Origin of the sequence: Gemmata palustris, assembly GCF_017939745.1 — a bacterium.
Classification (GTDB): domain Bacteria; phylum Planctomycetota; class Planctomycetia; order Gemmatales; family Gemmataceae; genus Gemmata; species Gemmata palustris.
In genome coordinates, this window is record NZ_JAGKQQ010000001.1 from 38,464 (window position 1) to 63,918 (window position 25,455).

The window sequence follows — 25,455 nt, forward strand, 5'->3', positions numbered from 1 at the left end:
TCCCGGAGCACCCGACCATGCGAACGCTCGGTACCGCGGTTCTGCTGGCACTTGCGGTTGGGGCGGGGTGCAAGCCCCGCCCCAACCTGCCCCAACCGGCCGCCGCGATCCCGGTCTCGGTGACCGATGCGGACCACAACGCGCTCGCCGCTGCCCTCAAGGAGCGCAAGGGAAAGGTGGTCCTGATGGACTTCTGGGCGACGTGGTGCCCGCCGTGTGTGAAGACGTTCCCGGAGTTCGTGGACCTTCACAAGAAGTACGCGGACCGCGGCCTGGTTTGTCTGAGCGTCAGTATGGACAAAACGTGGGAGCGGAAAAAAGGGAGCTACGACAAGGACCGAGTGCTGAAGTTCCTCGAAGAGAAGAGTGCGACGTTCCCGAATTTCATCGCCACCGAACGCGACGACGAACTGTACGGCCGGCTCTTCGGGCTCGAACACTCGATCCCGTTCCAGGTGCTCTTCGGGAAGGACGGGACGCGGGTATGGACCAGGGAAGAGAAGGAGCTGACCGAAGCGGAACTGAACAAACTCATTGAATCCGAACTGGCGAAGTGACCGATCGAGTCTTTTTCAACGGGAGTTACTCGTGCGCCGAATCATGATTCTCGCGGGTGTGGTGGCGGCCGGCGGGCTCGGTGCGGCCCTGGGTCGCGCGGCCGACGAGCCGGGAAAGGCCGTTACGGTGGCCGAGGTGAAATTCGACGCGCTCGATAAGGCCGTCGCCGACCAGAAAAAGAAGGTCGTTCTGGTGGATTTTTGGGCGACGTGGTGCGGGCCGTGCGTGAAGAGCTTCCCGCACTTCGTGGCCACGCAGAAGAAGTACGCGGACAAGGGGCTCGTCTGCGTGAGCGTGAGCCTGGACCCGAAGGGGAAGGAAGACAAGTACGACAAGGACTCGGTCCTCAAGTTCCTGAAGGACAAGGGCGCGGCGTTCCCGAACTTCGTCCTGCTCGGGTTCCGGGACGACGAGGACAAGGTCACGAAGCGGTTCGGGCTCGACGGGGGCATCCCGTTCAAGGCGCTCTTCGGTAAGGACGGGAAGCGGGTGTGGACCAGCGAAGAGAAAGAACTGACGGACGAGGAACTCGACAAGCTCATCGAGACCGAACTGGCGAAGTGACGCGGTCAGAAAAACGCGAGCGGCCGGTTCCCTCGGAGGTGGAACCGGCCGCTCGTGTTTCGGGAGTACGGACCCCGCATCAGCTACCGGCCGGCGGTGCGATCGAGGAGCCGACGAAGGAGAAGGTGCTGTTAGCGTTGGAGCCGAGGGTGGTGATGGCGGCGATGCACACCACGACGATGAGGGCCAACATCACCGCGTACTCAACGGCCGTCGGGCCGTCTTCGGCCTTCAGGAACGACACCACGTTCTTGGTCAAGCTGCGCATCAAACACTCCTGGATTTAGGGTCGGGAACTCGCCCCGACCGTGCTTGGTCGGGTGAGCGAGAACACCAACTACCTAGTTCACGCGGAGAATCGGTGCAAACGTGCGGGCCGTTTTTTCCCGCGCAATCCCGCCCGTTCGCGCTTCCCGGAAAACTCGCACCCGTTCTCGTGGCCGGCGCGATCCCAATCCGGATAACAGAGAGAATCGGGTTGCACAATCGAAATCCGTTCGCCAGAAGCGCGCGGTTATGAGGGGTCTCTCCATGTCCGACGGATCGACACGCACCAGTCTCACCACCACGGGCGGCTCCGGCCGCGCGCCGAACCGGGCCATGCTCCGGGCGGTCGGGTTCACCGACGAGGACTTCGACAAGCCGGTCGTGGGCATCGCGTCCCTGTTCAGTGACATCACGCCCTGTAACGCGCACCTGGACCGGCTCGCGGCGAAGGGGCGCGAGGGCGTGCGCGCGGGCGGCGGCGTCCCGCAGACGTTCGGCGCCCCCACCGTCTCCGACGGCATCAGTATGGGCCACAAAGGGATGCGGTACTCGCTCGTGTCGCGCGAGGTGATCGCCGACGCGCTCGAGACGGTCGCGGGCGCGATGAACCACGACGGGCTGGTCGCGTTCGGCGGGTGCGACAAGAACATGCCCGGGTGCGTGATGGCGATGGCCCGGCTCAACATCCCGAGCGTGTTCGTCTACGGCGGGAGCATCATGCCCGGCGTCGGGCCGACCGGCGAGGACGTGGACATCGTGTCCATCTTCGAGGCCGTCGGGAAGTTCCAGGCCGGCACGATCGACGAGAAGACGCTCCACAAGGTGGAGTGCGCGAGCTGCCCCGGGCACGGCTCCTGCGGCGGCATGTACACCGCCAACACGATGTCCAGCGCGATCGAGGCGATGGGGCTCGCGCTGCCTTACGGTGCGAGTAACCCGGCCGTGGGCGCCGCGAAAGAGCGCGAAGCGTTCCTCGCGGGCAAGGCGGTGATGCGCTGCATCGAGAAGAACATCCGGCCCCGGGACGTCATCACGCGCAAGAGCCTGGAGAACGCCTACACCTTCGTTCTCGCGCTCGGCGGCAGCACGAACGCGGTGCTGCACCTGATGGCGATCGCGCGCGAGGCCGGGGTGCCCTGGACCCTCGACGACTTCGACCGGCTCGGCGCGAAAGTTCCGCACCTCGCGGACCTGAAGCCGGGCGGCAAGTACGTGATGTTCGACCTCTACCGCGTCGGCGGCACCCCGGCCGTTTTGAAGGCGCTGCTCGACAAGGGGTACTTGCACGGCGACTGCATCACGGTGACGGGGAACACGCTCGCGGAGAACCTCGCGGACGTGCCGAGCGTGTTCGCGAAGCCGCAAAAGGTGGTGCGCCCGTTCGAGGAGCCGCTCTTCAGCCACGGCATTCACGTGATCCTGAAGGGCAACCTCGCCCCGGAAGGCGCCGTGGCGAAGGTCGCGGGGCTGAAGCAGCGCTCGATCACCGGCCCCGCCAAAGTCTTCGACGGCGAGGAGGCGTGCTTCGAGGCGATCAAGGCACGGAAGATCGTGGCCGGCGACGTTGTCGTCATTCGGGGCGAGGGGCCGGTGGGCGGACCCGGGATGCGCGAGATGCTGAGCATCACCGGCGCGCTGATGGGTCAGGGCCTGGGCGAAAGCGTGGGCCTCATCACCGACGGCCGGTTCAGCGGCGGTACGCACGGGCTCGTTGTGGGCCACGTCGCCCCGGAAGCGTGGACCGGCGGTCCGATCGCGCTCGTGCAGCCCGGCGACTCGATCACCATCGACGGCGACGCGAAACTCCTCACGCTGAACGTCCCGGACGCGGAACTTCAGGCGCGTAAGGGCAAGTGGACGGCGCCGGCCCTCCGCGTCGAGCGCGGCGTGCTCGCGAAGTACGCCCGGCTCGTGAAGTCCGCGAGCGAAGGCGCTGTGACGAGCTGAGGTGACGAACTGAGGTGATGAGCTCGATGATCCGCGCGATCGAAATGCACGAGTACGACGAGAAAAATCGACTCGTCTCCTCAACGATTCCGAACCCGTCGTGGGAGCGATTCCTTGACGGGTTCGACACGACCCAGAGGCGCGAGCGCGCGTTCGCCGGGATCACGGTTACGGCCCAAGACGGCTCGTTCCTGCTGATTGATGGCTCCGACGGGCTGTTCTTTGCGCTCTACGAGCGGGCCGATGGGTTCCAGTTCCAATCGCTCGCCAACCCGCTCCAATTGGACGAGGAAGTGACCATCATCTGCGGGGGCGTCGCCACGACGCTTCCGCGCGCCTACCTTCTCGAAGAGGCGGCCGCGCTCCGCGTGGTTTGGGACTTCTGGCAGGGGCAATTAGACACAACGGTCGGCTGGGAGCCGTTGTAGGCATCTACTGTCACAGCGATTTCGTGGTTGATCTGTTCCCGAGCCCCCAAAGACGCCCGTGATCGTTCGCGCGGCTCTTGGCGTGTGCGTGTTGGACCGGCGCGAATCTGGTAGAGTGCAGGTTGGAGGACGTGCGATGGTAAACTCAACTGTCTCTGGTTGGGAAAGGGTGGCCCTCGCCGCGGCGCAAGTACGGGACCGGTTGCGGCGTGCGGTGGCCGCACTCGATGGGGCAAATGTGTCCTAAGCCGTGATCGGCGGGAACGCGGTGGCCGAATGGGTCGGTCGCGTCGATCAGGTGGCAGTGCGCAATACGCGGGACGTGGACATTCTTCTCCGGCGCGCGGATTTTGACGCGGCGATAATCGCAATGGAAGCCACCGGGTTCGTGTACCGACGCCCATCCAGCATCGACATGTTTCTCGACGGCCCCGATGCGAAGGCACGCGAGAGCTCCGCTGACCGGACCGGGGAGGACAACGCGAGAGGGCGCAATCCGAAGCCAATTACAGCCCAAGTTTGCATCTGCTGACAGAGGCCGGCTACAGAAAATACGGCAATTCGCACGATCCGGTATCAGGAGCGGAAACGCATAGATTGTTAGCGAATGTTAGCCGCAAGCACGGCGTGCCGTGCGGGACAAAAAGGTCAATCGGCTTGAAATCTCGGGAATTGGCGAAATGCCACGAACTTCGCCTGCCCTCGCAACGCCCGGGGGCAAAATTGTTAGCAAATGTTACCCATGCTAGTAGAGATGATAGTATTTGGATTGGGAACGTATTTCGATGATAATTTCGGTTGATTGCGAATGGGCTAATTTGTTTAAGTGTGTCGTGGTGCGGTGATTATTTTTTCGTTAGCGTCTTCAGTACCTTCTCGATTTCCGTCACGTCCGCGGGTTTAACGAGGTGGTAGTCGAAGCCCGCGTCCCGGGTGCGGCGCCGGTCCTCTTCTTGCCCCCAGCCAGTCAGCGCGACCAGGGTGACGGCGCGCAGTTCCGTGCTTCCGCGGACGCGGCGCGCGACCTCGTACCCGTTCATCCCGGGCAAGCCGATGTCGAGCACGATCAGGTCCGGGCGGAACGTTTCGAGTACGCGCAGGGCTTCGGGGCCGTCGTGGGCCATCCGCACCTCGTGGCCCTTCACTTCCAGTAATAGCGCCAGGCTGTCGGCCGCGTCCCGGTTGTCGTCCACGACCAAGATGTTCAACTTCGGTGCGCCCGCGGACGGTTCAGCGGTTCCCGGGGGATGTGTGCTCGCTGTGCCCGCTTCGACAGCGAGCGGGATGCGAACCGTGAACGTGCTCCCGCGGTTCGGGCCGGGGCTCTCGGCCGACACCGTGCCGCCGTGCAACTCGACCAGGCGCCGAACCAGTGTGAGGCCGATTCCGAGCCCGCCCTGAGACCGATCCAGGGAACTCCCGACCTGCGTGAACATCTCGAAGATTTTGGGCAGCATCTCGGTTGGAATGCCCAGCCCGTTATCGGTGACGCGGACGACCGCGTCCGCACCCCGCGGCTCCGCGGACAGTTCGATGCGCCCGCCCGGTGGGGTGTACTTTGCGGCGTTGTTCAGCAGGTTCGCCAGCACCTGCACCAGTCGGGTGCGGTCCGCGTCCACGAATAGTGGGTCCGCCGGCACGCACACTACGAGTTCGTGTTTTCCGGTCTCGATCATCTGGCGGGACGTTTCCACCGCGGCCTCGGCGAGCGCGCGGACCCCGACCCGTTCCTTCCGCAGAATCACCTTCCCGCGCGACACGCGCGACACGTCCATCAGGTCGTCGACCAGGTGGACCATCTGCCCGATCTGGCGGTCCATCATGGCCAGGGTGCGCTCGGCCGGGTCGCCGGGCGGGCGCCCGATGCGGAGGATCTGGAGCCCGTTTCGGATCGGCGCGAGCGGGTTCCGCAACTCGTGTGCGAGGGTCGCGAGGAACTCGTCCTTCCGCCGGTCCTGTTCCTGGAGGGTCCGGTACAGGATCGTGTTCTCGATCGCCACCGCGATCCGGGCGGCCAGGTCCTGGGCCACCACCAGTTCCGCGGGGCCGTAGCGCCGGGCCGCCGAGGTGCTGAGGAAGGTGACGCCCCCGATGGTCCGCCCGCGGGACGCGAGGGGAATGGCCAGGTACGACTTGATGCCCCAGCCCCGGAGCCGGGCGATCCGGTCCGGTCCCAGTGGGGCCGCGCGCGGGTCGAGCGCGTCGAGGTCCGGCACCACGTCGGGCGCGCCGGTGCGCAGGACGTGCGGGATGCCGTCGGGCGCGTTCGGGTCGGGGCCGAGCGCCGGGTCCACGGGCCGCGGACCCGCGACGGCAAGCGCTTCGGGGTTCGATGAGAGGCGCCGGCGGTTCCCGGCATCGTCGACGAGGTCCACCACGCACCAATCGGCGAACCGCCCGACGGCCAGGTTCGCGATCCGCCGGAGCGTGCTCTCGTAATCGACGAGTTCGACCAGTTGCGAACTGGCGTCCGCCAGGAACCGCATCGACTCCTCGGCGCGCTTCCGGTCGGTGATGTCGTGGAACACCAGAACCGCCCCGGTCACCCCTCCCGCGCCGTCCCGGATCGGCGCGGCCGAGTCGTCGATCGGGCGCTCGGTCCCGTCCCGCGCGATCAGGATCGTGTGGTTCGCCAGCCCGACGACGACCCCTTCGGCCAGCGCCCGCCGCGCGGGGTTATCCACAGGGGCGCGGGTTGATTCGTTGACGATGCGAAACACTTCGTGCAGCGAGCGCCCGACCGCGTCCGCGGTGGGCCAGCCGGTGAGTTTTTCGGCGACCGGGTTGAGGAAGGTCACGTTCCCGGCGGTGTCGGTCGCAATGATCGCGTCCCCGACGCTGCCGAGAGTGGTACGGAACCACTCCCGCTGTTCGCGGACCAGAGCGGCGGCCGCGGCGCTCGCGCGCAAGCTCCGGGCGAGCAGCCACACGAACATCCCGAGCGCGACGAGCCCGAGGACCGCCCCCGCGATCCCGTAGTAGACGGTACGAGTATACGCTTCCGTGGTCTCGGTGTTCCGTGCGGCGAGCCGATCCCGCTCGTAGCCCTCCATCGCCGCGAGCGTCTCCAGTAGCGGGTCCACGAAACTCCGGTTCTCCCGACCGCGGGAGAACTCGAGGATGGCGCCGAGGCCCTTTTCGCGGCGCAGGGTCGTGACCGCGTCCAGACTGGCGATCCCGGATTCGATCTCCCGCACCGCGGATTCCGTGCGCTGGTTTTGGTCCGGGTCGCCTGCGGTCAAGGTTCGGAGCTGGGAGCCGCTGACGCGGAGTGCCGATATCGCTTCGTGGTACGGCGGCAACCGGTCCTCGCCCCCGGTGATGATGTACGCCCGCTGCGCGGCCTGGAGCTTGCGGGCGTCGGACCGAACGGCGGCGACCGCGTCGATCACTTCGTGGCTGTGGGCCGCGTCGATGGCGTCGTTGCGAAGGTCCCGGGCGTTGAAATAGGTAGTGACGGGAACGCCCACCATCATGGCCGCGAGTACGACCAGCCCGATGACCGTGTTGCGATCGAATCGCTGACGCATTCGACTCTCCCAATGCCGTCGCAACAACTTGCAATCAAAGGACCGATCCCAACCGTAAGTAGCCCGCCTCGACGCCCGGTTTTCAGGATTCTACCGTTTACCGAAGTGTCGGGCCGCTGGCACGGTGATTGCTTCCCATTTCGGCAAAGCCCGCCGGCTGTCTGCCGAGCGGTTGACCAATAAACAGGATGCACACCATGAACGTCATGAACACCGACGCCGAAAAAATTACTCTCGCAGCGACGGAACGGGTTCAATCGCTCGACGTGGTCGATGAGGCATCGGACGAATCGTTCCCGTGCAGTGATCCGCCGTCGTGGACGCCGATTACCGGCACTGGTGCGCCGGCTCGGTGAGTGGGCGCAGAACGGTACCACCCGCTCATCGCGGTTCGCCTCAGAGATGGGCGAACCGCGATGAGGGAACTTGGTGAAGAGCCTCAAGAAGTCCAATTCCGACTACGAACACCGGGGGCCGTGGGAATTTATCCCCACGGCCCCCGGTGTTCGTAGTTGCCTGCGCGAATTACTGATCGCGGAGTTCCATGTCGAGTTGCGTGGCGAGCCCGCGAACGATCGGTGCGGCCGGTTTGCGCGGCTGCTGATACCCCCACATTGTCTGGAGCAGCTCAAAGCCCATCAGCGCACCGACGAGCGTGAAGAGGAGCGCCGGGGCCAGGAACAGCACCGGGACAATGCCCCAGGGCTTGGTCGAGGCGAGCACTTCTTCATCCTCGGCATCCGCCTTCCCGCGCCGCCCGGCCTTCGCGCCGCGCAGGGCCTTGGACGCCGAGGCGTCGTCCTCGTCAGTTACCGAGTCGTCGGCCAGATCGACGTCGCCGTCGTCGTCCACGACGGGCTTCTTTTTCCCCTTAAGCGGCTGGGGCTTCGCTTTGCCCTTTCCGCGTGCGGGCTTCTCTGCCTCTTCGTCCTCGAGTAGCACGACTTCGCTACCGGACTCCTCTCCGCTATCGTCACCGTCGGCCATCTCGAGTTCAAAGTCGGACTTTTCCAGGTCCGTGTCCGATTCGAGCGCGACCGCTTCGGACCCGGACTCGTCCGGCATCGAGGGGATCTCGAAGTCGGTCTCGAAGATGTCGCCCTTGTCCTCTTCCGCCAGCGCTTCGGATTCCATTGCGGCTTGCTCGAGCGAGCCGCCGGAGTCGTCGAGGGTCAGCTCGAACTCGCTGTCGGAGTCCGAATCGAGCACCAGTTTGCCCGACTTGGGCGCACCGAGCTTGGTGCTCGACGAGACCGCGGACGAATCGAGACTCAGCTCGAAATCGACGTCCGATTCGTCGCTGTCTTCCTCGACCTTTTTTTTGTTCTTGCTCTTCTCGAGCGAGATGCCGCTGTCGGCCGGGTCGCTGAGGTTGATCCCGCTGGCGCTGCTGCGCTTGTCGCTCCCGCCCTTACCCTTGGGCAGGGCGCCGAGGTCCACCTCGTCGCCGTCCGGGTTCATCTGGAGGTCGAAGTCGTCACTGTCCGCGTCGAGGCTCAGCTCGAATTCGCTGCTGTCGTTCTCCACCGGCGGCTTACCGGACTTCCCGCCCTTGCCCTTGCTCGGGTCGAGTTTGCCGGACGAGTTCCCGCTCTTGGGGGCGGACAATTTGGCCGAGCTCCCACCCTTGATGATCGCGCTACCGGGGCCACCGAAATCGAGCGCGATTTCTTCGGTCGGGATCGCGGCCTCGTCGCTCTTGGGCTCGGGGGCCTTGACCTTCTTGAGCTTCCCGCTGTCGAGCCGCACGTCGCTGTCCGAGCTGCCGTGGGAGCTATCGGACATGCTCTTGGGGGCCTTCGGCGCGATCTTGCCGGACTTCGGCGGGGCCGGTTTGGGATCGTCGGCGAGCGAGAACACTTCGTCGTCACTGGCCCCGAAGTCCAACGGCGCTTCGTCGGAGGCGCTCTTCTTGGGCGCCTTGTGCTTGTCCTCGACCACCTTGAAGTCGTCCGAGCCCGGGGGCTCCAGTTCTTGCTCCGCCATCGGGAGCCCGTCCTCGCTGGCCAGCCCGAGCTGGCGCCCGAGTTCGTCGATGGCCGTGACTTTGAACCGCACGGTGGACCCGTCGCGGATCTGACTGAGTTTCTTGAACTCGGAATCGGTCTTGAGCCGCTTCTTCATCTCCTCGGGGGAGATGCCGAGTCGTTCCGCGGCTTCCTCGAGCGTAATCATCTGCTGCGCCATGGGAAACTCGTGGCGACGGTGGGATGGGAATTTGATGCCGCGCGAGTGCGTGAGGCATTGATATTGATTGTAAACTGCGTCCGGGCGGACACAAGTGCTGATCGCACTTCGTGATGGCGCGCTGCGCGGCACCCGCTGTGCAGGTGATACAACCGCGCCGCACTAATCCGCACAGTCGCGCTAATCGATTTGTTGCGCCCGCGGGGAACCAAAAATCCCTGGCGGCGGCGCGCGAAAAAGCGGAATCCGATTCAAGTCCGGAGGCGCTCCGGTGCGCCCCTTACTCGTTCGGGCCGAAGAACGGGAGCTGGTCCAACGTGTCCCAATCGGGTACGCGGATCGTGCCGAGTGGAATGTTCGGATCGATCTTGTGAACGACGTAGCGCCCGGAGCGAAACACGACCGGCTGGTTCCACGGGAACTTTTGGCGCTCGTTCGCCGGTAACCACACCGGGAGCGGGTCGCCGTCGGCCCACGAACTCGCGTGGTACGGCGTGTCCCCGTTCCAGCAAGTACGGAGCAGGTCGCTGACGACGTAGCGCTGACGGGAGTTGGCCACGGCGTCCACGATTTGTTGGCGCTTGGGCTTCTCGCCCGGCGGGAGTTCGGCCTTCTCCCGAATAGCGAACACTGTGCCGTAGTGCATGTACCGCGTGGCCGGGTCCACATCGAGCATCAGGTACACTGGGTGCGTGCTGTCGTGCCAGCAGTTGAGTTCGCCCGGTCCGATGGGCGGATCGATCGTCTTCAAGTAGTTCGCCACATCAGTGAGTTCGCACCACTTCGTTCCGCAGTGGATGTCGGTGTACTGGCCGAGCCGGTCGCGGAGTTCCGGCGACCCGCCCTCGGTCCACGCGCGCGGCCACAACTTCATCACCGACCGGTCCGCGAGCGGGTGCTTAGCGAACTTCACGTAGGGGCATTCCGGGTTGAGCGCGTCCGCCACTTGCGCCGCGGGCGGGTACACCTCCGCGCCGTTCATCAGCGCGCCCACCGCAACGAACCACAGTAGGTAGATGAACCCGAAGCACCACCGCTGGCTCGCGATCACCGCGAACGCGAGTAGCAGCAGCGGCGCGTGAACGTACTCGAACCCCCGTTGCAGGAACACCGCCTGTGCCAGCCAGCCCAGGTAGAACGCGGCCAACAGTGCGCGGGCCGACGCGACGCGCTCACTTTCGGCGGGCGCGTACCACCACCGCGGGCGCGGAAGGCGCGCGGGCCGGCCGGGTTTGCGCGACCAGACGCGCGATTCCCACAGCGCGAGCACCGCGAGGGCGATCGCAACGTGGTGCAGGAGGCTCCACGGGCGGAAACACTTGAAGAGCGTTCCGCCCCGATCGTAGAGCGAACCGGAATCGGCGAAGTAGGCGGGGTTCCAGTTCAGGAAGATGTCGAGGAAGTACGGCCACGCGCCGGTGCCGATCAGCCACGCGATCCCCGGCGCCCCCGCGAGCAACCCGCCGGTAATCACTCTCCCGAGGTCCGCGAGCACGCGGGTCAGTGGTTCGCGCCGGGCGAGGAAGACTGCCGACGTCACCCACACCACGAACGCGGGCACCACCATGTGCGGCTTCAGCCACACCGCCGCGCCCCACAGGAATCCTTCGAGGATGGAAGAACGGAGAAGCGACCCCTCCCCAACCCCTCCCCCAAGGGGAGAGGGGCTTGAAATCGGCGCTTGCGGCGCGGTTGTCTGTGTCTTTAGTTCTGTTCCCCCTTCCATTTTAGGGAAGGGGGTTAGGGGGGTAGGTTCCCCCGTTACGCGCCGCAACCGCAATCGGGCCGCGAGCGCCGCGGGGAGGAGCATCCACGGGTCGCGCTGGATGTGGCTGAATTCGGTCGTGAACGGGTAATACAGCGCGACCGCGGCCACCAGCCACGCGACCGTGTAACTCGGGGAGCCGCAGCGCCGGACCCACCCGCACAGCAGCGCGACCGATGAGCCGATCACGAGCAAATCGACCGCACGGAGGGCTTCGTAGTTCCAGCCGAAGACCAGCTTCAACCCGGCCATTGCCCACACGAAACCGGGCAAGTTGGTGTCGAAGATGTCGCGGTAGTGGACACCACCGTTGAGGATATTGCGCGCCGCCATCTGGTAGAGCGTGACGTCGCACCACGGCGGCATCGCCAGAAATAGCGGCACGCCGGCGAGGAGAACGGCGCCGGTCACGAGCCAGCCGAGGGACGCGGAGCGCCAAAGGCGCCACGGGCGGGGGCGTTCGGGTTCGGTCATCGCGGTCAGTGGGGCTTCCCCTGCTCGTTGGGAGTGGCGTGAACGGGCGCATCGGGCGCCGCGTGCGGGTGATGAGGAATCATATACGCGGACGCGGTCAACCCGATTGCCACCACCGCGGCCGTGAGTCCGATGAACCAGTACGCGCGCTTCTTGGTTAGAAGGGCGATTGAGCAGAGCACCAGACCGATTTCGGCCGACAGGTGCGCGACATCGAACCGGTCGGCCTGGTGGTGAACGTGTTCGGCTTCTTCGCTCTTTTCGGCGGCTTGTTGGCGAAATTTGGCGGCCTCGGTCCCCACGCGGGTCGCCTCGGCGTGCAGCTTCTCGGCCCGCTTACTGGCCTCGTCACCCCGTTCGAGCAGGTCCGGTAAATTGTCCTTCTTGTCGTTCGATTTGTTGTACTCAGCGGCCCGTTTCTTCCAGTCGGTGGCCGCCTTCGCTCGCGCCGCGCTGATTTCGGTCGCTTTCTTCTTCGTGTCTTCGTCGGCGTCCTTGCGCACGATTTCGGGGGAGGGCACGAGTTCCATCAGTGCCGCAGATATCTCGAATTCCGACTGACGGAGCCGTTTGGACTGGTACCACGCGAACAGGTTGCTCTTTTCCACCTCGGCGTGCCCCGCGTCTGTGCCGATTCTGTTCGCGTCGCCGATGATCCGGTTGACGTCACCGAGTAGTCGGTTCGAGTCCCCTTGGAGCTGCAACACTTTGTTGTGCGTGCGGTGCCCCACCATGCTGATTGCGGCGAGGATCGCAGCGACGATCGCCATTGAAACCGCGACCCGCTGGTTGAACGGGTCGGAGGCGTGGTGTTCGGCGTGTTCGGCGTGTTCCAGGTGCTCGTGCGTGTTCGCCATGAACGGCTCCGGGGCTTGCTTCGGCAGCCGCGGAAGTCTACGGGCACGCGGCGCGGCGTTCAAGGTGCAGAAAATTATCGGAATTATCCCGAAAGTCGTTGCAATCGTTACCGACGGGGTATAGCATCCGTAGTTGAAAAACGGATTTTCGATTCGCATCGCATCTGGAAGGACTCCCGTCCTATCTCTTTGAAGTCTGTCCGATCTTGCAGCGGAACTCGTTTTTCCGCGACCGCCGGTAACCCCCATAACCGGCAGCCGCACTTTCGGTTCGGAAGCCCTCGTCCGAGATCTACCCCCGAAGGAGCGCCGCGATGAACACCTGCCCGATCATGACATCCGAACTGATCGACGCGCTGACGAGCAGCCCCCTCGGTCAACTCCGCCGCCTGCGCGTGACCGAAAACGAGAACGAGGTCGTCCTCACGGGCCAAGTGTCCAGTTACTACCTCAAGCAAATGGCACAGGAAACCATTCGCATCGCCGTGGGCGTGCGGAGACTCTTGAACCGCGTGGAAGTCTGCGCTGCAGACGCGGCCTGAAACGGAATGAGATAAACAGCCGCGCCCGCGCCGTCCCAATAATTGTTGGGACGGCGCGGGCGCGAATTTTTGATTCACGCAGAAAGTGACAGGGTGAATCTCACTCTTTCGGCATTGGGAGTATCGCGTCGGTTGTGTGAATAACTCCGTTGCTGCACACGATATCTGCGGTCACGATCTTCACCCCGCCGACGAGCAACCCGTCTTTCGTGTCCTCCACCTTCAGTACGTTCCCGTGGACCGTCTTCAGTTCTTTGCCGTCCAGTTTCTTCAGATCCGCAGTGGTGTACTTTCCCATGACGAGGTGCGAGCGGAGGAGCCGTTGCACCACGTCCTTTTTGGTCGCGATCTCACCAATCGTGGTGTCGTCGAGTTTTTTGAACGCCGAATCGAGCGGCGCGAACAGCGTGTACTGGGTCGTGCCCTTGAGCGCGGCGGATTCGGCGGCTTCCTTCACGGCGACGGACAGAACCGTGTGCCCGTCGCGCGTGGTGAGCGTGTCGTAGATCGTGCCGGTGTCGGCGGTGCGCGCCGGCAGTGCGAGCGCGAGGACGGTGGCGAGTACCGCACCGGCGGTGAGTTTGGGACGCATGAAACCGCACTCCCGTGTTTTGGACCGTTTTCGGAGTTCGCGCGCGGGCAGGTTGAGTGTTAGAATACCTGCGTACACCAACCCGAACAAGGCGCGAACATTAAATATGAGCCGCACACCCAGGGACGGGCGCTCGCACCCGCGGCTCTTCGCGGACGGCTTCGACGGTTTCGGGCCGAGCCGGTTCCGCCCGGCCAGCGAGGTCGTTCCCGTGTTCGAGGTCCGGGGCAAGCGCTTTAGCCGGTTGAAACGCGGAACGAAGAAGAACGCCCCGAAAGCGCCCGGCGTGTACGGGATGCTCGACAGCCGCGACCGGCTCATCTACGTCGGCAAGGCGAAGAACCTGCGCAGCCGGCTGCTGTGCTACTTCCGCGAGAACAGTCGCGACCCGAAGGCCGGGAAGATCATCGAGCAGACGAAGCGGCTCGTGTGGGAGCAGTGTGGGGACGAGTTCGCTGCGCTGCTCCGCGAACTCGAACTCATTCAGCGCCTGCGCCCGCGGTACAACGTGCTGGGCGTGCCCGGCTTTCAGCGGCACCATTACATTTGCGTGGGGCGCACCCCCGCTCCCTACGTTTATGTCACTTCTACGCCGACCGGGAAGGAACTCGGAACCTACGGACCACTTGTGAAATGGGGCAAGTCCGACGACGCGGCGCGCCGACTGAACGACTGGTTCAAGCTCCGCGACTGTCCGCAAACGGTGGCGCTGTCGTTCGCGGAGCAGGGCGAGTTGTTCGACCCGGATCGCGGGGCGAAGTGCTTGCGGTTTGAGCTGGGAACGTGCTGCGGGCCGTGTGTGAGCGCGTGCTCGCGGAAGGACTATTCCGACGGGGTCCGCGCGGTGAAAGCGTTCCTTGATGGGCGCAACCGGTCGGTGCTGCGCACGCTCCAAGGCCAGATGGAAGAGGCCGCGTCCGAGTTTCAGTTCGAGAAGGCGACGTCCCTTCGCGACAAGCTCCAGGCGCTCCAGTGGCTCGACGACCGGCTCAGCCTGCTGCGCACCGCGCGCGACCGCAACTCGTTCGTGTACCCGCTCACCGGCGCTGACGGGCGCTCGCGCTGGTACCTGATCCACCGCGGTGAGGTCCAGGCGGTTGCGGTCCCGCCGACCGCGGGCTCGGCCGAATCGGTGTCGGCGCTGCTCGCGGCCACGTTCGCCGATCACCCCGCGCCCGCGGTGCTGTCGGACGTCGCGGTGGACAGCGTGCTCCTCGTCTCGTCCTGGTTCCGCAAGTATTCCGACGAGCGCGCGAAACTGCTCCCGCGTGCGAAGGCCGAAGAGGTGTGCGCGACCGAGGGGGCGCCCCGCGAAACGCCCGCGCCGTGATACGGATGGAGCCGGATCAGGTAGCAAAAGCCGCAAAACAACGCGCTGCACTTGGCCCGCTGCACTCACTTCGCGCACTACGATTCGAGCAAACACCCACTCGTTTTTCGCGCGGATGAACCGGAGCACCTCAACATTTTGGAACACTCCGGTAGATCACTTCTTTCGCTTTCGCGATTCTTTCACTGCTGTTTCCCTTGCTGCTTTAGCTTTCGACCACTGATCGCGCTCGGGGCTACTCAGAAACGTGAACGGGTCACCGATTCCGTGCGCGATAAGCACAGCTTCGCCAACGGTCGCCTCTCGACCGGCCTCGAGTGCCTCAACCTGCTCTGAAGTGAGCCCCAGCGATTCAGCCACCTGGGCGACACTCAGATTATGTTCTGAGCGGTACTCTTGCAAAACGTAACCTGCGTGGCTTCCCTGTTTCTCCGGAGGAAGCGGTTCTGTCGGCGCAGGATCAGGCGGCGGAGGCGGGTACTTGAGATGGCGCCGAAGCGCGTGCAACACGACACTCTTGAACGACTCGCCGCGGGAGGCTGCGAACTTCTCCACCTCGGCCACCTGGTCGGGCGGGAACTCGATCATCTTCTGAACGACGTTCTTCGACGGTCGAATCGGCATCGCGGCACCTCCTTCAACCCATCCTAGCAACGCACCTAAGTTGCACCAAATTATTCTCCCGGTTCCGTATTGACATTTCACCTATACCGCACCTATATTTCCATCGTGACGCGAACGGGACGCCGGACAAGGAGTGACGAACATGGCAACGGAAATGGTTGAGGTGGATTTGGTGGTGATGGTTGACGCAGACGGGAACTTTGAGATCGGCACCGACACCGACGATCTCAAGACCCGTTGGGAAGAGAATATCGCCGAACTGGCCCCGAACGCGACCCGGATGGTTGCGGTGAAGGTCAAAGTGCCGAAGCCGAAGGTGGTCGAACTGGAAGCCGAGATCGCCGAGGAGCCGAGCGAAACGGAGTTGAAGACCGCGTGAAATTGGGAGCGGCTCGGCGGACGTGTGACGCCGGGCTACTTCTTCGGGGGCTTTTTCCCCGGGGCTGATTTCTCTCCCGATTTGGTTGGCAGGACTACTTCGTCACATGCTGAGAACTCGTCAACTTTCACGCCGAGCGTGTGAGCAATACGAAAGCACGCGCGTGGGCTTGCGGTCACGGCGAGCGACATCGGGAAGTCTGCGGCCCGGATCGGTGCCGCGTTGCGACTGCTAACCACCGAGGTGGACCGGTTCCTCGAGCAGTGGCCCGACGATGCCGCGGCCGAAGCTGCGCGAGTCGCCGCTATCGTCGCAGCGGGGCTGAATCCTAATACCGAACGGTCCCCTACTGGTTGCGGCCCGGAGCACACCCAAGGCACGGCGGAGGAGCTCCGGATCTGGCAACCGGTGCTGAACATCGTGCGGGAGCGGTTGGGCGCTTGAACTGCCCGGGATCACCACGAACCAACAACGGTATACGTCCGACCGGAGGGCAGCATGAAAGCCAAAGGGAAGAAGCAACAGGAACAGAAGCCGCGTTCGCGCGCGGACGTGTTCAGTGCGAGTGGCCCGAACATCATGGGCGCCGAGCTGTGCCAGCTCGTCCTCCAGGTCCGCGACAAGCTCCAGGACTTTAGGGAACCGGAGGAGCGAGAGCGGCTCAGAGAGGAGCTCCGCGACGCCGGCCTCGCCCCGGAACTGACCGAGGACGAGGGCATTCGGCTGGACGACATCTTCCGGGGCGTTGGAGCGCTACGCACGGTGCTACCGATGATCTACGTCACGATCTTCGACGTGATGTGGCCGGTGCCCGAAAAGTCCGACACGCTGAAGAGCAAACCGCGGTTCGCGCGGTGAGGGGACTGAGTGTAAACTGTGCGACCACCGCGCCACCGGGAGTAGCTACTCGGTGAAGGCGGCGGCCGAGGAACGGCGGTCTCGTACCCGCTCGCCCGAGGCCGCCGCCGGCGCGGCTACTCCATGTACGAGGGATACTGATGTCGAACAGCAACGGTCTACGCTTTCCGTCACCTACCGAGTTGTTAAAGGCTTGGAACGAATCGTTTCAATCTAAGTACATGACTGCGCTCAACTTGCGATCTGAATGGAAAAACGCCTCAACCCGCATCTCTTTCGGTAAATGGCGAAACCTGAGTTGCTTACCTGAAATGCTACATTTGGCATGGGTCGGCGAATGGAGAGACATTCTGTTCAGCGGCAGGGGGTACTTTAAAACCGTAGCAGATCTTCGGACGCTTGCCTTTGCCGTCAGAGAGACGCAGAGCTGGGAGCCTTTGGGCAGGGAGTTGGACCGGGCTCCGAAGGATTTTTTGCTTCTTGAACTTCCGGAGGTCATTCCAGCCCACTACTACCTGAAAGCGATTCCTTCAGTTTTTGACTTCTGCGAAGCCAGCGGAATGAGTCAGTCCGAAGTGCTCTATGAGGCCAACAGCCTGCGCATAAGTGATTTCGTCCTGCGAATTAACAAATCTGTGCAGCAGAATCGGCTAAATGAAGAAACCTGTGAGTGGATCGGGAAACTCTTGCGATATGAGCCCATTCACGACCCACAACCGGACGAGCCCTATTACCAGTTTGCAGAACTCAACCACCTACCTCGATGGCGGCGTGACTTGCTCCAATTCTGCCGCGATGCTGTGCTTGAGTTAGCTTTCCGGGGCTACGTAGCTGATCCGCTCCCTACATTATACGCTGATGATTTGCTTATAGATCTTGTCAATGATCTGGTTTTCAGAGCAAACGAAGCGGACCGACATAGCCGTGCCAGTCAATCTGGTCTCCACTCGGAAGCAGAAGGAGGAACGGCCGAGGCCAGCCAGGAACTCACCGTTGATCTTCGTGAGCCACAGGAAGAGGAGAGAAAAGGGCTCGGCAATCTGCCCAGCACTGGGCAGATAGTTTGGGCTGACATATTTGGGATCTACCGAATCGAAGACTACCAGCTCGTGCTCATCGAGACGTCATCAGGCATCCCGATCACTCCCGGGGAGAAAAGGGCTCTGGAAGCCCTGATGTCAGCCGGCAAGGATGGGCTTCGTTTGAAGGGTTTAGCGGCTCCGTGGACGAGCTTCCGTAGCCACGTGAGCAGGATTAAGGCAAAGCTCAAGGACGACAACATCCGCGACTGCATCAGGACGCCTGAAGATCCGGGCCCTTTTCAGGGCGAGGGCTACGCGATTTGGCCCTAATAATCGGCTCTTTCGCTTCTTGCATCACGTTGCAGAAACCGTTTCACCCGTTGCACGCTTGACGGCGGGTTTCAGCGCATTCCTGAGCGATACTAGTGGCGTACCGCATGCCATGACGCTTAACGGGAGACTGAAGATGGGTTCCCAGACGCTTTTGCTCCGACAGGACGCCGCCGACCGCCTTGGAGTCCATTTCGCGAAGCTCGAGCGGTTACGTTTCAAGGGCCACATTCCTGAGGCTGTGCAAGCCGGGCGGTACTTCCTGTACCCCTCGGACAAGATCGACTCGATCAAGGCACGGCTGATCGCTCAGGGGCTCATCAAGCTGCAGCCCGAACCGATCGCGGCCTGAACCTGGTGAATCTGGAGCGCGGTACTAACCGCGCTTCATTTTGCTCATTGCAATATGTTATACCTATTAATTTATCAAATTCGATCGCAATTAACTATTGGAATGCAGCCCATGCCCCTGAACGCCGTGAGACATCGAAAGTGCAAACAAGCCACTGAAACGAAGCCGAAGGCGCGTGCGCCCGACCCACTCGGCGCCGCGTTGGCGGCAGCGCTGACCGCACCCGTGATGGACCCGCGCGTTCGTTTATGGCTTGAGCAGTTGCGATCTGAGAATGTGCGGCCGATCGCCGCGAGGAAATGACTACGGGCCGGGGGAACCACTCCCCGGCCCGTAGCCCACTGTCCGGACACACCGAAGCCACCACGGTCACCACAACGTAGAGGCCACCAAGTGACGGTACATCGCCCCGGCGGCGGGGTCAATGAAAGCGAGTGCGACCCGAGCCAGGTCGAGGTCAGTTCACGGTTTGTTGGGGGCTAGCAGTGTTTCGAGGGCGGGATAGGAAATCCCCAACCCGTCGTCGACGCAACCTCAAGGCAGGACGAGCCATGCCGACGCCCCGCTTCACGCCCGAGGAACTCCGCCAACTCCACGACCTCGCCCGGCAGTGGGCCAAGATCGTCTCCAAGCGGGCCTTCGGCGACGACGGCCCCGGACTCGACGTGGACTTCCGAGCCATGGAGCAGATCGCCACCGCCGCGGCCCGGGGACTCACCGAGGGCACACTCGAACTGCTGCTCCAACAGCAGGCCGACAAGCTCTCCACCGAACAGCCGTGTCCGGCGTGCGGCACGCTCTGTCCCACGACGCCGCACACCCGACCGCTCACCGCGGACGGAGCCGAGGTCGAGCAGACGGAACGCAAGGCCCACTGTCCCGACTGCCGCCGGGACTTTTTCCCCCCTGCGGACGGCTCTGGGCCTGGATGAGCACGGGTACAGTTCCTCCGTCCTCGAGCGTATCGTCACCGCCGCCGCCCGGTTCGCGTCGTTCCGCGATGCCACCTTCGCCGTGCAGATGTCGCGGGTCGGCATCAGCGAGAGCCAGGTCCGCCGGCTGGCCCACAAGGTCGGGGCGGAACTGGTCGCCGAACGGGACCGGAAGGCGGTCGAGCACCGCCGCCGGCAACTGGCCTCGCGGACGGGGGTGGTTCCCGAGGTCGTCGTGGTGGAGGTCGATGGGGGGCGCATCCGTACCCGCGCGGCGGGGGCGGCCCCTGGTGTCCACGAAGCCCAGAACAAGGAGGACAAGATCGCCGGTCTGGCCACGTTGAAGGGTCCGACGTTCGCCGCCGACCCGTGCCCCGAACCGCCGGAGTCGTTCCTCTGCCCCCGCCGGGTGCAACGTCTGGTGAGCCAGATGAAGGGGCACTCGGGTCGGGACGATACCCAAGAAACCCCGGACGAATCGACCACGGCCGGAGTCGAGCCGATCGCGACCGGGTCGGCCGGGCGGTGGTCACCGGAGAAGTTGGTGCGGACGTGTGTGGCGAGCCTGGGATCGAGTTGTTCGTTCGGCCCGTTGGTGGCGGCGGAGGCCCAAGAGCGGCACTTCTACGAGGCGAGGCGCCGGGCGTTCGTGGCCGACGGGGCGGCGTACAACTGGTCGATCCACGAGGGGTACTTCCGGGACTTCGAGCCGGTCGTGGACCTGTTGCACGTGCTGTGCTACGTGTACTCGTCGGCGCGTGCGGTGGGCGGGGACGAGTCGGGCGGGTGGCGACAGTACGAGGCGTGGATGCGTTCGTGTTGGAAGGGCCGGGTCGCCGAGGTGCTGGTGGAGTTGGACGGGTGGCACGAACGCCTGGGAGAGTCGCCGGCGGGTGAGGCAAGGACGGCGGAGGACCGCCGTGACCCACGTCGGTTGGTGGCCGAGGCGAGGTGCTACCTGAGGAACAACGAGAAGCGGATGGACTACCCGAGATACCGGCGTGAGGGGTTGCCGACGACGAGCAGCCTGGTGGAGTCGCTGGTGGGTGAGTTCAGCGCTCGTGTGAAAGGGAAGCAGAAGCACTGGAACCGCCCGGACGGGGCCGAATCCATCCTGCAACTCCGGGCGGCCGTTCTGAGCGAGGACGATCGCTTGAGTCGGTACTTCACTGACCGATCCGGAAGCCCGTTCCGGAAACGGCAGCCAGTGGAGAAAGACGACACCCCAAACACGCAAACCGCGGCGTGACCTCAGCCAGGTTCTTACCGAACCGGTCCGCACCGTCACGCGATTCGACAAGTTGAACGCCTTCGTTGACCACGGCCAGGCCCACCTTGTTGAATTCGGATGTGCTGCGGCGGCCCGACTGTGGCTCACCATCTGGCGCTTCGAGAACCTGAACGCGGATTCGGCACGGGTCGCGCTCTCAACGCTCGCCGAGTGCTACGGCACGGACAAGCGGAACGTCGCCCGGATGCTCGGACAGCTCGAAGAGCGCGGCTACCTCGTGACCCTCGAACCGGGTAGGGCCGGGCGGGGCTCGTGCGCGGTTTACCGCCTCGTTGCCGTCCCAGAAAAGGTGTCACCGGAGCACCTTTCTTCGGCCGGAAAAGGTGTCACCACGACACCTTTAAGCCGCTCCGCAAAAGGTGTCACCACGACACCTATTGTTCCGGAAAAGTCGTCACCAGAGCACGGAAAAGGTGTCACTACGACACCAGTACAGAAAGAACAGAAGAAGAATAAAGACAAAGACCCCCCTAACCCCCCGCACCCGGGGGGAGGGTTGGACTCGGCCCCGAGCGAGCGTTCCCGGAAGACCAAACCCGACCCTGAGGCCGATCCGCTGTTCCTGCGATTCTGGGCGGCCTACCCGCGCCGGGTCAAGAAGCCCCAGGCGGCCGCCGCGTTCGCCAAAACCAAGCCCACGATCGAACTTCTCGAGGCGATGCTCGCCGCGATCGCGCGGTTCGCCCGGTCCGCGGACTGGCTGAGGGACAACAGCCAGTACATTCCGCACCCCGCGTCGTGGCTGAACCAGCGGCGCTGGGAAGAGTTCGAATCCCCACCACACACCGCGACCACCACCCATGCACCCCACGCGCGACCCGGACCCGGTTCCGCTCTCGGCGGCCATCGCGTCGAGTCTCAACCGGGCAAGTACCCCCGACCTGCCGCCCCTGGCCTGCAAACTCGACGGCCGATCGTACCCGGTGCGATCCGTGCGCCCGAACCACCCGCGGGGCCGGGAGGGGCTCCTGCCGGAGTTACTCACGGTGGTCAGGGAGCTGACGAAGGGAATCCGCCCGTGGCCGTTGTACCTGTGGAGCCCCGGCCCCGGGACCGGGAAAACGTCGGCCGCGCTGACGCTGCTTGACCACTACGGCAGCTCGCACAGCGGGTACTCCCCGGACGTGAGCGAGTTCATGAACTACTTCGCGGACTTCGCCGCCCTGCCCGATGTGTTCCGGAGCGCCGATAAGGGGCGGCACTACCGCTCGACGCCTCACGGCTGCGTAACGGTTTGGGCGTCGGACCTGTGGAGTGTCGTGCGACGCGCTCCGATTTTCGTGCTCGACGACATGCGGAAACCGAGCGACCGGGAGCAGCGCCTGGGGGACGATCACTACGGCCTGTTCAAGCGCATCCTCGACGACCGCGTGGCGCGCCCGCTGGTGATTACCAGCAACGTCGATCCGTGGGACCCACCCGGCGGTGGCGTCCCGGAACTGGTTCGACTGTTCGACGACCGCATCGCGGATCGCATCGTGTGCGGCACCGTGTTCGAGCTCACCGGCCAGTCGCGCCGGCACGGGTGATTGACCAGAACCACCACGGGGACCGACACCATGCCCGCCGTCCTGACCGTACCGTCCGAGTTCGTTCTGTGGTAGTGGCTTGAACGGTGTCATGGTCCTACTCTGACCGGATGAGCAAATCGGCTACCGCCCTGGCCCCGATCCCGCCGTGCCCCCGGTGCTCGGGAACTCACGTGGTCCGGAACGGGGCCAACGCTTCTGGCACTCCGGTGTTCCGCTGCCAGGCGTGCCGCCGGCGGTTCGTGGCCGCTCCCAAGAAGGGTCCGGTCGGCGCGTCCGACCAAGCCCTGGTGCTCCGGTTGCTGGGCGAGCGGGTCGGGATCCGAGCCATCGCCCGGATCACCGGCCGGTCCCGGTCTTGGATCCAAGGGTTCGTCAACGCCCTGTACCGGGACGACACCCCGCGCGACCCGGGACCGCCCCCAAAAAGTCCGGTCCGGTCGTGATCGAGGCCGATGAGTTGTGGAGCTTCGTAGGGTCCAAGGATCAGGTGCGGTGGGTTTGGGTGGCCCTGGACGAGGGCACCCGTCGGGTTCTGGCGATGGTCGTCGGGGATCGGTCCGCCGCAACCGCCCAGCGCCTCTGGGGCGCATTGCCCCGTGGGTACCGGACCGGGGTCACCGTGTACACCGACTTCCTCGCCTCGTACCGCCAAGCGATCCCACGCGCCCGGCACCGGGCCGTGGGCAAGGACACGGGCCTCACCGCCCATGTCGAGCGCTTCTGGCTCACCCTCCGCCAGCGATGCGCCCGGTTCGTGCGAAAGACCCTCTCGTTCTCCAAGTGCGAGAGGAATCATCTCGGGGCACTTTGGTACTTTATCCGGCTCTATAACCTGTGCCATCAGTAAAGCCACTACCCGTTCTGTGGTTCCGCCAGCGCCGCGGCCGGCCGTGGGAGATGGTCGCGCACGTCGGTACCGAGCGCGAGGCGTGGGCACTGATCGGCACCGGCGGGCGCAGGAACGGCGACTAGCTCGCGCTCCCGGCCGATCGGCAGCCGTAACGCGGCCCGACACAACCTGTTCCATCAACAGCAATTGCAACCAGACCAGCGTGAACGGCAACCCAATGGCTAACGCCAGAGCTTCCCTCGCTGGACGCTCCAACGCAGGTCTATGGGTCCCTCCCTGACCCGATCCGCGGGGCACCCCACGGGGAACAGTCGGGCTCGCACACACAGTAGCGGAAGGCCGGTTATCGTGACGCCTTCACGAGCGCGATCATCCGTGCAGAGGAGTCTATCGCAGCATCGATACATGGGAGAAGCAACCTGGTGGGCCCCTCACGAGAATATTTCTCACGGCTCGGATTCGGGAGTGTAGGTGTGAAGCATCTTGCGCACGGTCGCCCGGGTCATTCCCAGCCAACGGGCCGCGTGGATCTGGCGCCCACGGAGTTGGCGGAGCACTTCGGCGAGCAGCGCCGGTTCGAGCACCTGCATCAGCTCTCGAAAGAGGTCGCCCGACCCGGGTTCTTGCGGGGGACAGCGTTCGCGCACCCATTCCACAATCAGTGCCCTCAATTCTCCGAGCACCTGAATGGTCTGGACTTGGAGAGGGAGGTGCTCGGGGGCAATCGGGCCACCGTCCGCGCGGGCAAACGCGCGCAGCAAAGTGTTCCGTAATTCGAGCACGTTCCCGGGCCACGGGCGCGACTGAAGTGCGGACAGCGCGCCGGGTGTGAGGTGACCACCCGGTACCCCATTCGAGAAGATCAATAGGAAGCGTTCGGCCAGGTCCGGGATGTCCTCGACCCGGTCCCGGAGCGGGGGAAGCCACAGGGACGCGACGCTCAACCGCTCGAACAGACCGCGGTGCAACCGACCGGCCCGAACCGCGGCCCTGGGATCGGGACCGACCGCGGCGATGAGTCGCGGGTCCGTCGGGCGTGGCGCCGAGCTTCCGACCGGCCACACCTCGCGGCGCTCGAGGACGCGGAGCAGTTGGATTTGCCAGGAAAGCGGAAGCGATTCGAGGTCGCCCACGAACAGGGTGCCCCCGTCGGCCTCCGAGAGTCGCCCGCGCGGCCCGTCAACAGCCCCGAAAAGCTGCTCCCCGCTATCCGTCAGTTCCGAGGTGTCGAGGTATGACACGAACGAGCGATCGCACTGCGCCCCGTTCGCGTGGATCGCGCGGGCCGCAAGTTCCGTTTCGGTACCCGGTTCCCCGAGGACGAGGACACACGCGCGCGCGTGCGCGAGGAGCGCGATCCTCTTGTACACCGCTTGCATCGCGGGGCTGGTGCCGACGAGGGCGCCGGGCACGGGTTCGGTCTCACTCGCGCCCAATCCGGGGCGCGGAACCGTGTGCTCGTTCCCGCGCGGTGGGTGCGCGTGGGGCTCAATGGGCGGTGTTCGGAGTGCGGCCATGCGCTAACCGGTGTGGGGCACCGACTCGCTCGGGGCAGGCGAAGGGGCAGCAAGGGCGGACAAATCAAACGGCTTTCCCCGCACAGTACGCGGTGCCTTTAGTGGGCACCGGCTCGCACCACGAGGCCGACCGGCAACTGGACGATCGGGCCTTGCGTTCGTGAGCTGGTCGATCACCGTGGGCCAGTTCACGAACGTTACGGGATTGGGTACGACAACCGGGGCCGACTGCGGCCCATCCACCCCCGATCTTCGCTGTCTTTACCACCCCGCGGCGCACATCAAGCAGGGGGGCCGCCCAGCGCAGTGCTTACGGGTGCCCCGACAACGGGGCGGTCATCCTGCGACTTCTCTCGTGCTCAAAATGCTACCAAAGCTCAAACGGCTCCAACTCGGTTGCCCTTTCAATGGTGACTCTCAGTGGCGTCGTTGTAGCGTCCCGGTACCGCCCCTCGAGTACATCAGGGGCCTTTTCTGGATAGCTCGAGCCCTTCGACCCATCCGGCCAGAACACAGTAACGACGTAGTTACCGACCGGTGCCCCATCGTGCCGCTCAAAGGTCGTCAATCGGAACGTGCCGTCGGGTTCGACAACGGCCGTAGAGACATTGCGCGGACCACCGTCCGTTCGTGGGTGGAACACAATGTGAGCACCGGCGGCCGGTTCTCCGCGCAAGAAAACCCTTCCACTCACGGCAACGCACGGCCCCGCTTTAGTCTCGATCAA

General features: G+C 64.3%; 27 protein-coding genes. 18 read left to right on the forward strand and 9 right to left on the reverse strand.

All coding sequences use genetic code 11. From position 1 onward, the window contains the following. Positions 1–17: 17 nt before the first annotated feature. Both J8F10_RS00170 and J8F10_RS00175 read left to right on the forward strand, forming a co-directional pair. On the forward strand, positions 18–557 hold the full coding sequence (locus J8F10_RS00170) for a TlpA family protein disulfide reductase (RefSeq protein WP_210651443.1): 540 nt from the start codon (positions 18–20) through the stop codon (positions 555–557). Between the two features lie 31 nt (positions 558–588). After that, a complete protein-coding gene (locus tag J8F10_RS00175) occupies positions 589–1,122 on the forward strand; it encodes a TlpA family protein disulfide reductase (protein WP_210651446.1) in 534 nt (177 codons plus the stop codon). A 79-nt stretch (positions 1,123–1,201) separates the two neighbouring features. Here the strand turns inward: J8F10_RS00175 and J8F10_RS00180 are convergent, their stop codons facing one another. Then, on the reverse strand, positions 1,202–1,390 hold the full coding sequence (locus tag J8F10_RS00180; RefSeq protein ID WP_210651447.1) for a Flp family type IVb pilin: 189 nt from the start codon (positions 1,388–1,390) through the stop codon (positions 1,202–1,204). Between the two features lie 263 nt (positions 1,391–1,653). On the opposite strand from J8F10_RS00180, the gene ilvD reads away from it, so the two are divergent. Both ilvD and J8F10_RS00190 read left to right on the forward strand, forming a co-directional pair. Further along, on the forward strand, positions 1,654–3,336 hold the full coding sequence (ilvD, locus tag J8F10_RS00185) for a dihydroxy-acid dehydratase (RefSeq protein ID WP_210651450.1): 1,683 nt from the start codon (positions 1,654–1,656) through the stop codon (positions 3,334–3,336). 17 nt (positions 3,337–3,353) lie between these two features. Continuing rightward, on the forward strand, positions 3,354–3,764 hold the full coding sequence (locus J8F10_RS00190; RefSeq protein WP_210651451.1) for a hypothetical protein: 411 nt from the start codon (positions 3,354–3,356) through the stop codon (positions 3,762–3,764). An 845-nt stretch (positions 3,765–4,609) separates the two neighbouring features. Here the strand turns inward: J8F10_RS00190 and J8F10_RS38175 are convergent. Continuing rightward, the gene (locus J8F10_RS38175; RefSeq protein ID WP_246522719.1) at positions 4,610–7,294 is read right to left on the reverse strand and encodes an ATP-binding protein; all 2,685 of its coding nucleotides are present in this window, start codon (positions 7,292–7,294) and stop codon (positions 4,610–4,612) included. 197 nt (positions 7,295–7,491) lie between these two features. Between J8F10_RS38175 and J8F10_RS00205 the strand changes: the two genes are divergently transcribed. Next, positions 7,492–7,650: a hypothetical protein gene (locus J8F10_RS00205; protein ID WP_210651452.1), complete on the forward strand. Its 159-nt coding sequence runs from the start codon at positions 7,492–7,494 to the stop codon at positions 7,648–7,650. A 169-nt stretch (positions 7,651–7,819) separates the two neighbouring features. Here the strand turns inward: J8F10_RS00205 and J8F10_RS00210 are convergent, their stop codons facing one another. The 3 genes from J8F10_RS00210 to J8F10_RS00220 form a co-directional block, all read right to left on the reverse strand. Further along, positions 7,820–9,481: a hypothetical protein gene (locus J8F10_RS00210; protein WP_210651453.1), complete on the reverse strand. Its 1,662-nt coding sequence runs from the start codon at positions 9,479–9,481 to the stop codon at positions 7,820–7,822. A 280-nt stretch (positions 9,482–9,761) separates the two neighbouring features. Beyond that, on the reverse strand, positions 9,762–11,720 hold the full coding sequence (locus J8F10_RS00215) for a hypothetical protein (RefSeq protein WP_210651456.1): 1,959 nt from the start codon (positions 11,718–11,720) through the stop codon (positions 9,762–9,764). Positions 11,721–11,725: 5 nt separating this feature from the next. Next, positions 11,726–12,577, reverse strand: a complete 852-nt coding sequence (locus J8F10_RS00220; protein ID WP_210651458.1) for a DUF4337 family protein — start codon at positions 12,575–12,577, stop codon at positions 11,726–11,728. Between the two features lie 314 nt (positions 12,578–12,891). Between J8F10_RS00220 and J8F10_RS00225 the strand changes: the two genes are divergently transcribed. Beyond that, entirely contained in the window at positions 12,892–13,119 is a 228-nt protein-coding gene (locus tag J8F10_RS00225; RefSeq protein ID WP_210651460.1) for a BON domain-containing protein, read from the forward strand. Between the two features lie 100 nt (positions 13,120–13,219). On the opposite strand, the gene J8F10_RS00230 is transcribed toward J8F10_RS00225, so the two are convergent. Continuing rightward, complete coding sequence (locus tag J8F10_RS00230) at positions 13,220–13,711, reverse strand: fasciclin domain-containing protein (protein ID WP_210651463.1); 492 nt, start codon at positions 13,709–13,711, stop codon at positions 13,220–13,222. Positions 13,712–13,817: 106 nt separating this feature from the next. On the opposite strand from J8F10_RS00230, the gene J8F10_RS00235 reads away from it, so the two are divergent. Continuing rightward, positions 13,818–15,041, forward strand: a complete 1,224-nt coding sequence (locus tag J8F10_RS00235; protein WP_210651465.1) for a GIY-YIG nuclease family protein — start codon at positions 13,818–13,820, stop codon at positions 15,039–15,041. Between the two features lie 156 nt (positions 15,042–15,197). On the opposite strand, the gene J8F10_RS00240 is transcribed toward J8F10_RS00235, so the two are convergent. Next, positions 15,198–15,665 carry a helix-turn-helix domain-containing protein gene (locus J8F10_RS00240; RefSeq protein ID WP_210651466.1) on the reverse strand — a complete coding sequence of 156 codons (468 nt, stop codon included), beginning with the start codon at positions 15,663–15,665 and terminating at the stop codon, positions 15,198–15,200. A 142-nt stretch (positions 15,666–15,807) separates the two neighbouring features. Between J8F10_RS00240 and J8F10_RS00245 the strand changes: the two genes are divergently transcribed. From J8F10_RS00245 to J8F10_RS00275, 7 genes are all read left to right on the forward strand, one after another. After that, the gene (locus tag J8F10_RS00245; RefSeq protein ID WP_210651467.1) at positions 15,808–16,044 is read left to right on the forward strand and encodes a hypothetical protein; all 237 of its coding nucleotides are present in this window, start codon (positions 15,808–15,810) and stop codon (positions 16,042–16,044) included. A 222-nt stretch (positions 16,045–16,266) separates the two neighbouring features. Continuing rightward, positions 16,267–16,488: a hypothetical protein gene (locus J8F10_RS00250; RefSeq protein WP_210651468.1), complete on the forward strand. Its 222-nt coding sequence runs from the start codon at positions 16,267–16,269 to the stop codon at positions 16,486–16,488. A gap of 54 nt (positions 16,489–16,542) precedes the next feature. Continuing rightward, positions 16,543–16,902 carry a hypothetical protein gene (locus J8F10_RS00255; RefSeq protein ID WP_210651469.1) on the forward strand — a complete coding sequence of 120 codons (360 nt, stop codon included), beginning with the start codon at positions 16,543–16,545 and terminating at the stop codon, positions 16,900–16,902. Positions 16,903–17,042: 140 nt separating this feature from the next. After that, complete coding sequence (locus J8F10_RS00260) at positions 17,043–18,254, forward strand: hypothetical protein (RefSeq protein WP_210651470.1); 1,212 nt, start codon at positions 17,043–17,045, stop codon at positions 18,252–18,254. A 136-nt stretch (positions 18,255–18,390) separates the two neighbouring features. Beyond that, positions 18,391–18,606: a hypothetical protein gene (locus tag J8F10_RS00265; protein ID WP_210651471.1), complete on the forward strand. Its 216-nt coding sequence runs from the start codon at positions 18,391–18,393 to the stop codon at positions 18,604–18,606. A 551-nt stretch (positions 18,607–19,157) separates the two neighbouring features. Then, on the forward strand, positions 19,158–19,538 hold the full coding sequence (locus J8F10_RS00270; protein ID WP_210651472.1) for a hypothetical protein: 381 nt from the start codon (positions 19,158–19,160) through the stop codon (positions 19,536–19,538). Between the two features lie 88 nt (positions 19,539–19,626). Then, positions 19,627–20,787, forward strand: a complete 1,161-nt coding sequence (locus J8F10_RS00275) for a LysR family transcriptional regulator (protein WP_210661683.1) — start codon at positions 19,627–19,629, stop codon at positions 20,785–20,787. 621 nt (positions 20,788–21,408) lie between these two features. On the opposite strand, the gene J8F10_RS00280 is transcribed toward J8F10_RS00275, so the two are convergent. After that, complete coding sequence (locus J8F10_RS00280) at positions 21,409–21,552, reverse strand: hypothetical protein (RefSeq protein WP_210651473.1); 144 nt, start codon at positions 21,550–21,552, stop codon at positions 21,409–21,411. Positions 21,553–21,629: 77 nt separating this feature from the next. Between J8F10_RS00280 and J8F10_RS00285 the strand changes: the two genes are divergently transcribed. The 4 genes from J8F10_RS00285 (at position 21,630) to J8F10_RS00300 (ending at position 23,333) form a co-directional block, all read left to right on the forward strand. Further along, the gene (locus J8F10_RS00285) at positions 21,630–22,358 is read left to right on the forward strand and encodes a hypothetical protein (protein ID WP_210651475.1); all 729 of its coding nucleotides are present in this window, start codon (positions 21,630–21,632) and stop codon (positions 22,356–22,358) included. A gap of 110 nt (positions 22,359–22,468) precedes the next feature. Further along, on the forward strand, positions 22,469–22,804 hold the full coding sequence (locus J8F10_RS00290) for an IS1/IS1595 family N-terminal zinc-binding domain-containing protein (protein WP_246522721.1): 336 nt from the start codon (positions 22,469–22,471) through the stop codon (positions 22,802–22,804). Between the two features lie 14 nt (positions 22,805–22,818). Then, positions 22,819–23,208: an IS1 family transposase gene (locus tag J8F10_RS00295; RefSeq protein WP_210651479.1), complete on the forward strand. Its 390-nt coding sequence runs from the start codon at positions 22,819–22,821 to the stop codon at positions 23,206–23,208. Next, the gene (locus tag J8F10_RS00300) at positions 23,196–23,333 is read left to right on the forward strand and encodes a hypothetical protein (protein WP_210651481.1); all 138 of its coding nucleotides are present in this window, start codon (positions 23,196–23,198) and stop codon (positions 23,331–23,333) included. Before J8F10_RS00295 ends, J8F10_RS00300 begins: the two co-directional genes overlap by 13 nt. Positions 23,334–23,657: 324 nt before the next feature. Here J8F10_RS00300 and J8F10_RS00305 read toward each other — a convergent pair whose 3' ends face one another. Then, positions 23,658–24,728, reverse strand: a complete 1,071-nt coding sequence (locus J8F10_RS00305; protein ID WP_210651482.1) for a sigma 54-interacting transcriptional regulator — start codon at positions 24,726–24,728, stop codon at positions 23,658–23,660. Positions 24,729–25,455: the final 727 nt, after the last annotated feature.

Excerpts from the sequence above, each read along its gene's own strand:
- J8F10_RS00285 (WP_210651475.1), top strand. The coding sequence starts at position 21,630 with ATGCACCCCACGCGCGACCCGGACCCGGTTCCGCTCTCGGCGGCCATC.
- ilvD (WP_210651450.1), top strand. The coding sequence starts at position 1,654 with ATGTCCGACGGATCGACACGCACCAGTCTCACCACCACGGGCGGCTCC.
- J8F10_RS00265 (WP_210651471.1), top strand. The coding sequence starts at position 18,391 with ATGGGTTCCCAGACGCTTTTGCTCCGACAGGACGCCGCCGACCGCCTT.
- J8F10_RS00245 (WP_210651467.1), top strand. The coding sequence starts at position 15,808 with ATGGCAACGGAAATGGTTGAGGTGGATTTGGTGGTGATGGTTGACGCA.
- J8F10_RS00280 (WP_210651473.1), bottom strand. The coding sequence starts at position 21,552 with ATGTACTGGCTGTTGTCCCTCAGCCAGTCCGCGGACCGGGCGAACCGC.
- J8F10_RS00240 (WP_210651466.1), bottom strand. The coding sequence starts at position 15,665 with ATGCCGATTCGACCGTCGAAGAACGTCGTTCAGAAGATGATCGAGTTC.
- J8F10_RS00210 (WP_210651453.1), bottom strand. The coding sequence starts at position 9,481 with ATGGCGCAGCAGATGATTACGCTCGAGGAAGCCGCGGAACGACTCGGC.
- J8F10_RS00205 (WP_210651452.1), top strand. The coding sequence starts at position 7,492 with ATGAACGTCATGAACACCGACGCCGAAAAAATTACTCTCGCAGCGACG.
- J8F10_RS00270 (WP_210651472.1), top strand. The coding sequence starts at position 19,158 with ATGCCGACGCCCCGCTTCACGCCCGAGGAACTCCGCCAACTCCACGAC.
- J8F10_RS38175 (WP_246522719.1), bottom strand. The coding sequence starts at position 7,294 with ATGCGTCAGCGATTCGATCGCAACACGGTCATCGGGCTGGTCGTACTC.
- J8F10_RS00260 (WP_210651470.1), top strand. The coding sequence starts at position 17,043 with ATGTCGAACAGCAACGGTCTACGCTTTCCGTCACCTACCGAGTTGTTA.
- J8F10_RS00235 (WP_210651465.1), top strand. The coding sequence starts at position 13,818 with ATGAGCCGCACACCCAGGGACGGGCGCTCGCACCCGCGGCTCTTCGCG.
- J8F10_RS00225 (WP_210651460.1), top strand. The coding sequence starts at position 12,892 with ATGAACACCTGCCCGATCATGACATCCGAACTGATCGACGCGCTGACG.
- J8F10_RS00230 (WP_210651463.1), bottom strand. The coding sequence starts at position 13,711 with ATGCGTCCCAAACTCACCGCCGGTGCGGTACTCGCCACCGTCCTCGCG.
- J8F10_RS00215 (WP_210651456.1), bottom strand. The coding sequence starts at position 11,720 with ATGACCGAACCCGAACGCCCCCGCCCGTGGCGCCTTTGGCGCTCCGCG.
- J8F10_RS00220 (WP_210651458.1), bottom strand. The coding sequence starts at position 12,577 with ATGGCGAACACGCACGAGCACCTGGAACACGCCGAACACGCCGAACAC.
- J8F10_RS00305 (WP_210651482.1), bottom strand. The coding sequence starts at position 24,728 with ATGGCCGCACTCCGAACACCGCCCATTGAGCCCCACGCGCACCCACCG.
- J8F10_RS00275 (WP_210661683.1), top strand. The coding sequence starts at position 19,627 with ATGTCGCGGGTCGGCATCAGCGAGAGCCAGGTCCGCCGGCTGGCCCAC.
- J8F10_RS00180 (WP_210651447.1), bottom strand. The coding sequence starts at position 1,390 with ATGCGCAGCTTGACCAAGAACGTGGTGTCGTTCCTGAAGGCCGAAGAC.
- J8F10_RS00190 (WP_210651451.1), top strand. The coding sequence starts at position 3,354 with ATGAGCTCGATGATCCGCGCGATCGAAATGCACGAGTACGACGAGAAA.
- J8F10_RS00170 (WP_210651443.1), top strand. The coding sequence starts at position 18 with ATGCGAACGCTCGGTACCGCGGTTCTGCTGGCACTTGCGGTTGGGGCG.
- J8F10_RS00290 (WP_246522721.1), top strand. The coding sequence starts at position 22,469 with ATGAGCAAATCGGCTACCGCCCTGGCCCCGATCCCGCCGTGCCCCCGG.
- J8F10_RS00255 (WP_210651469.1), top strand. The coding sequence starts at position 16,543 with ATGAAAGCCAAAGGGAAGAAGCAACAGGAACAGAAGCCGCGTTCGCGC.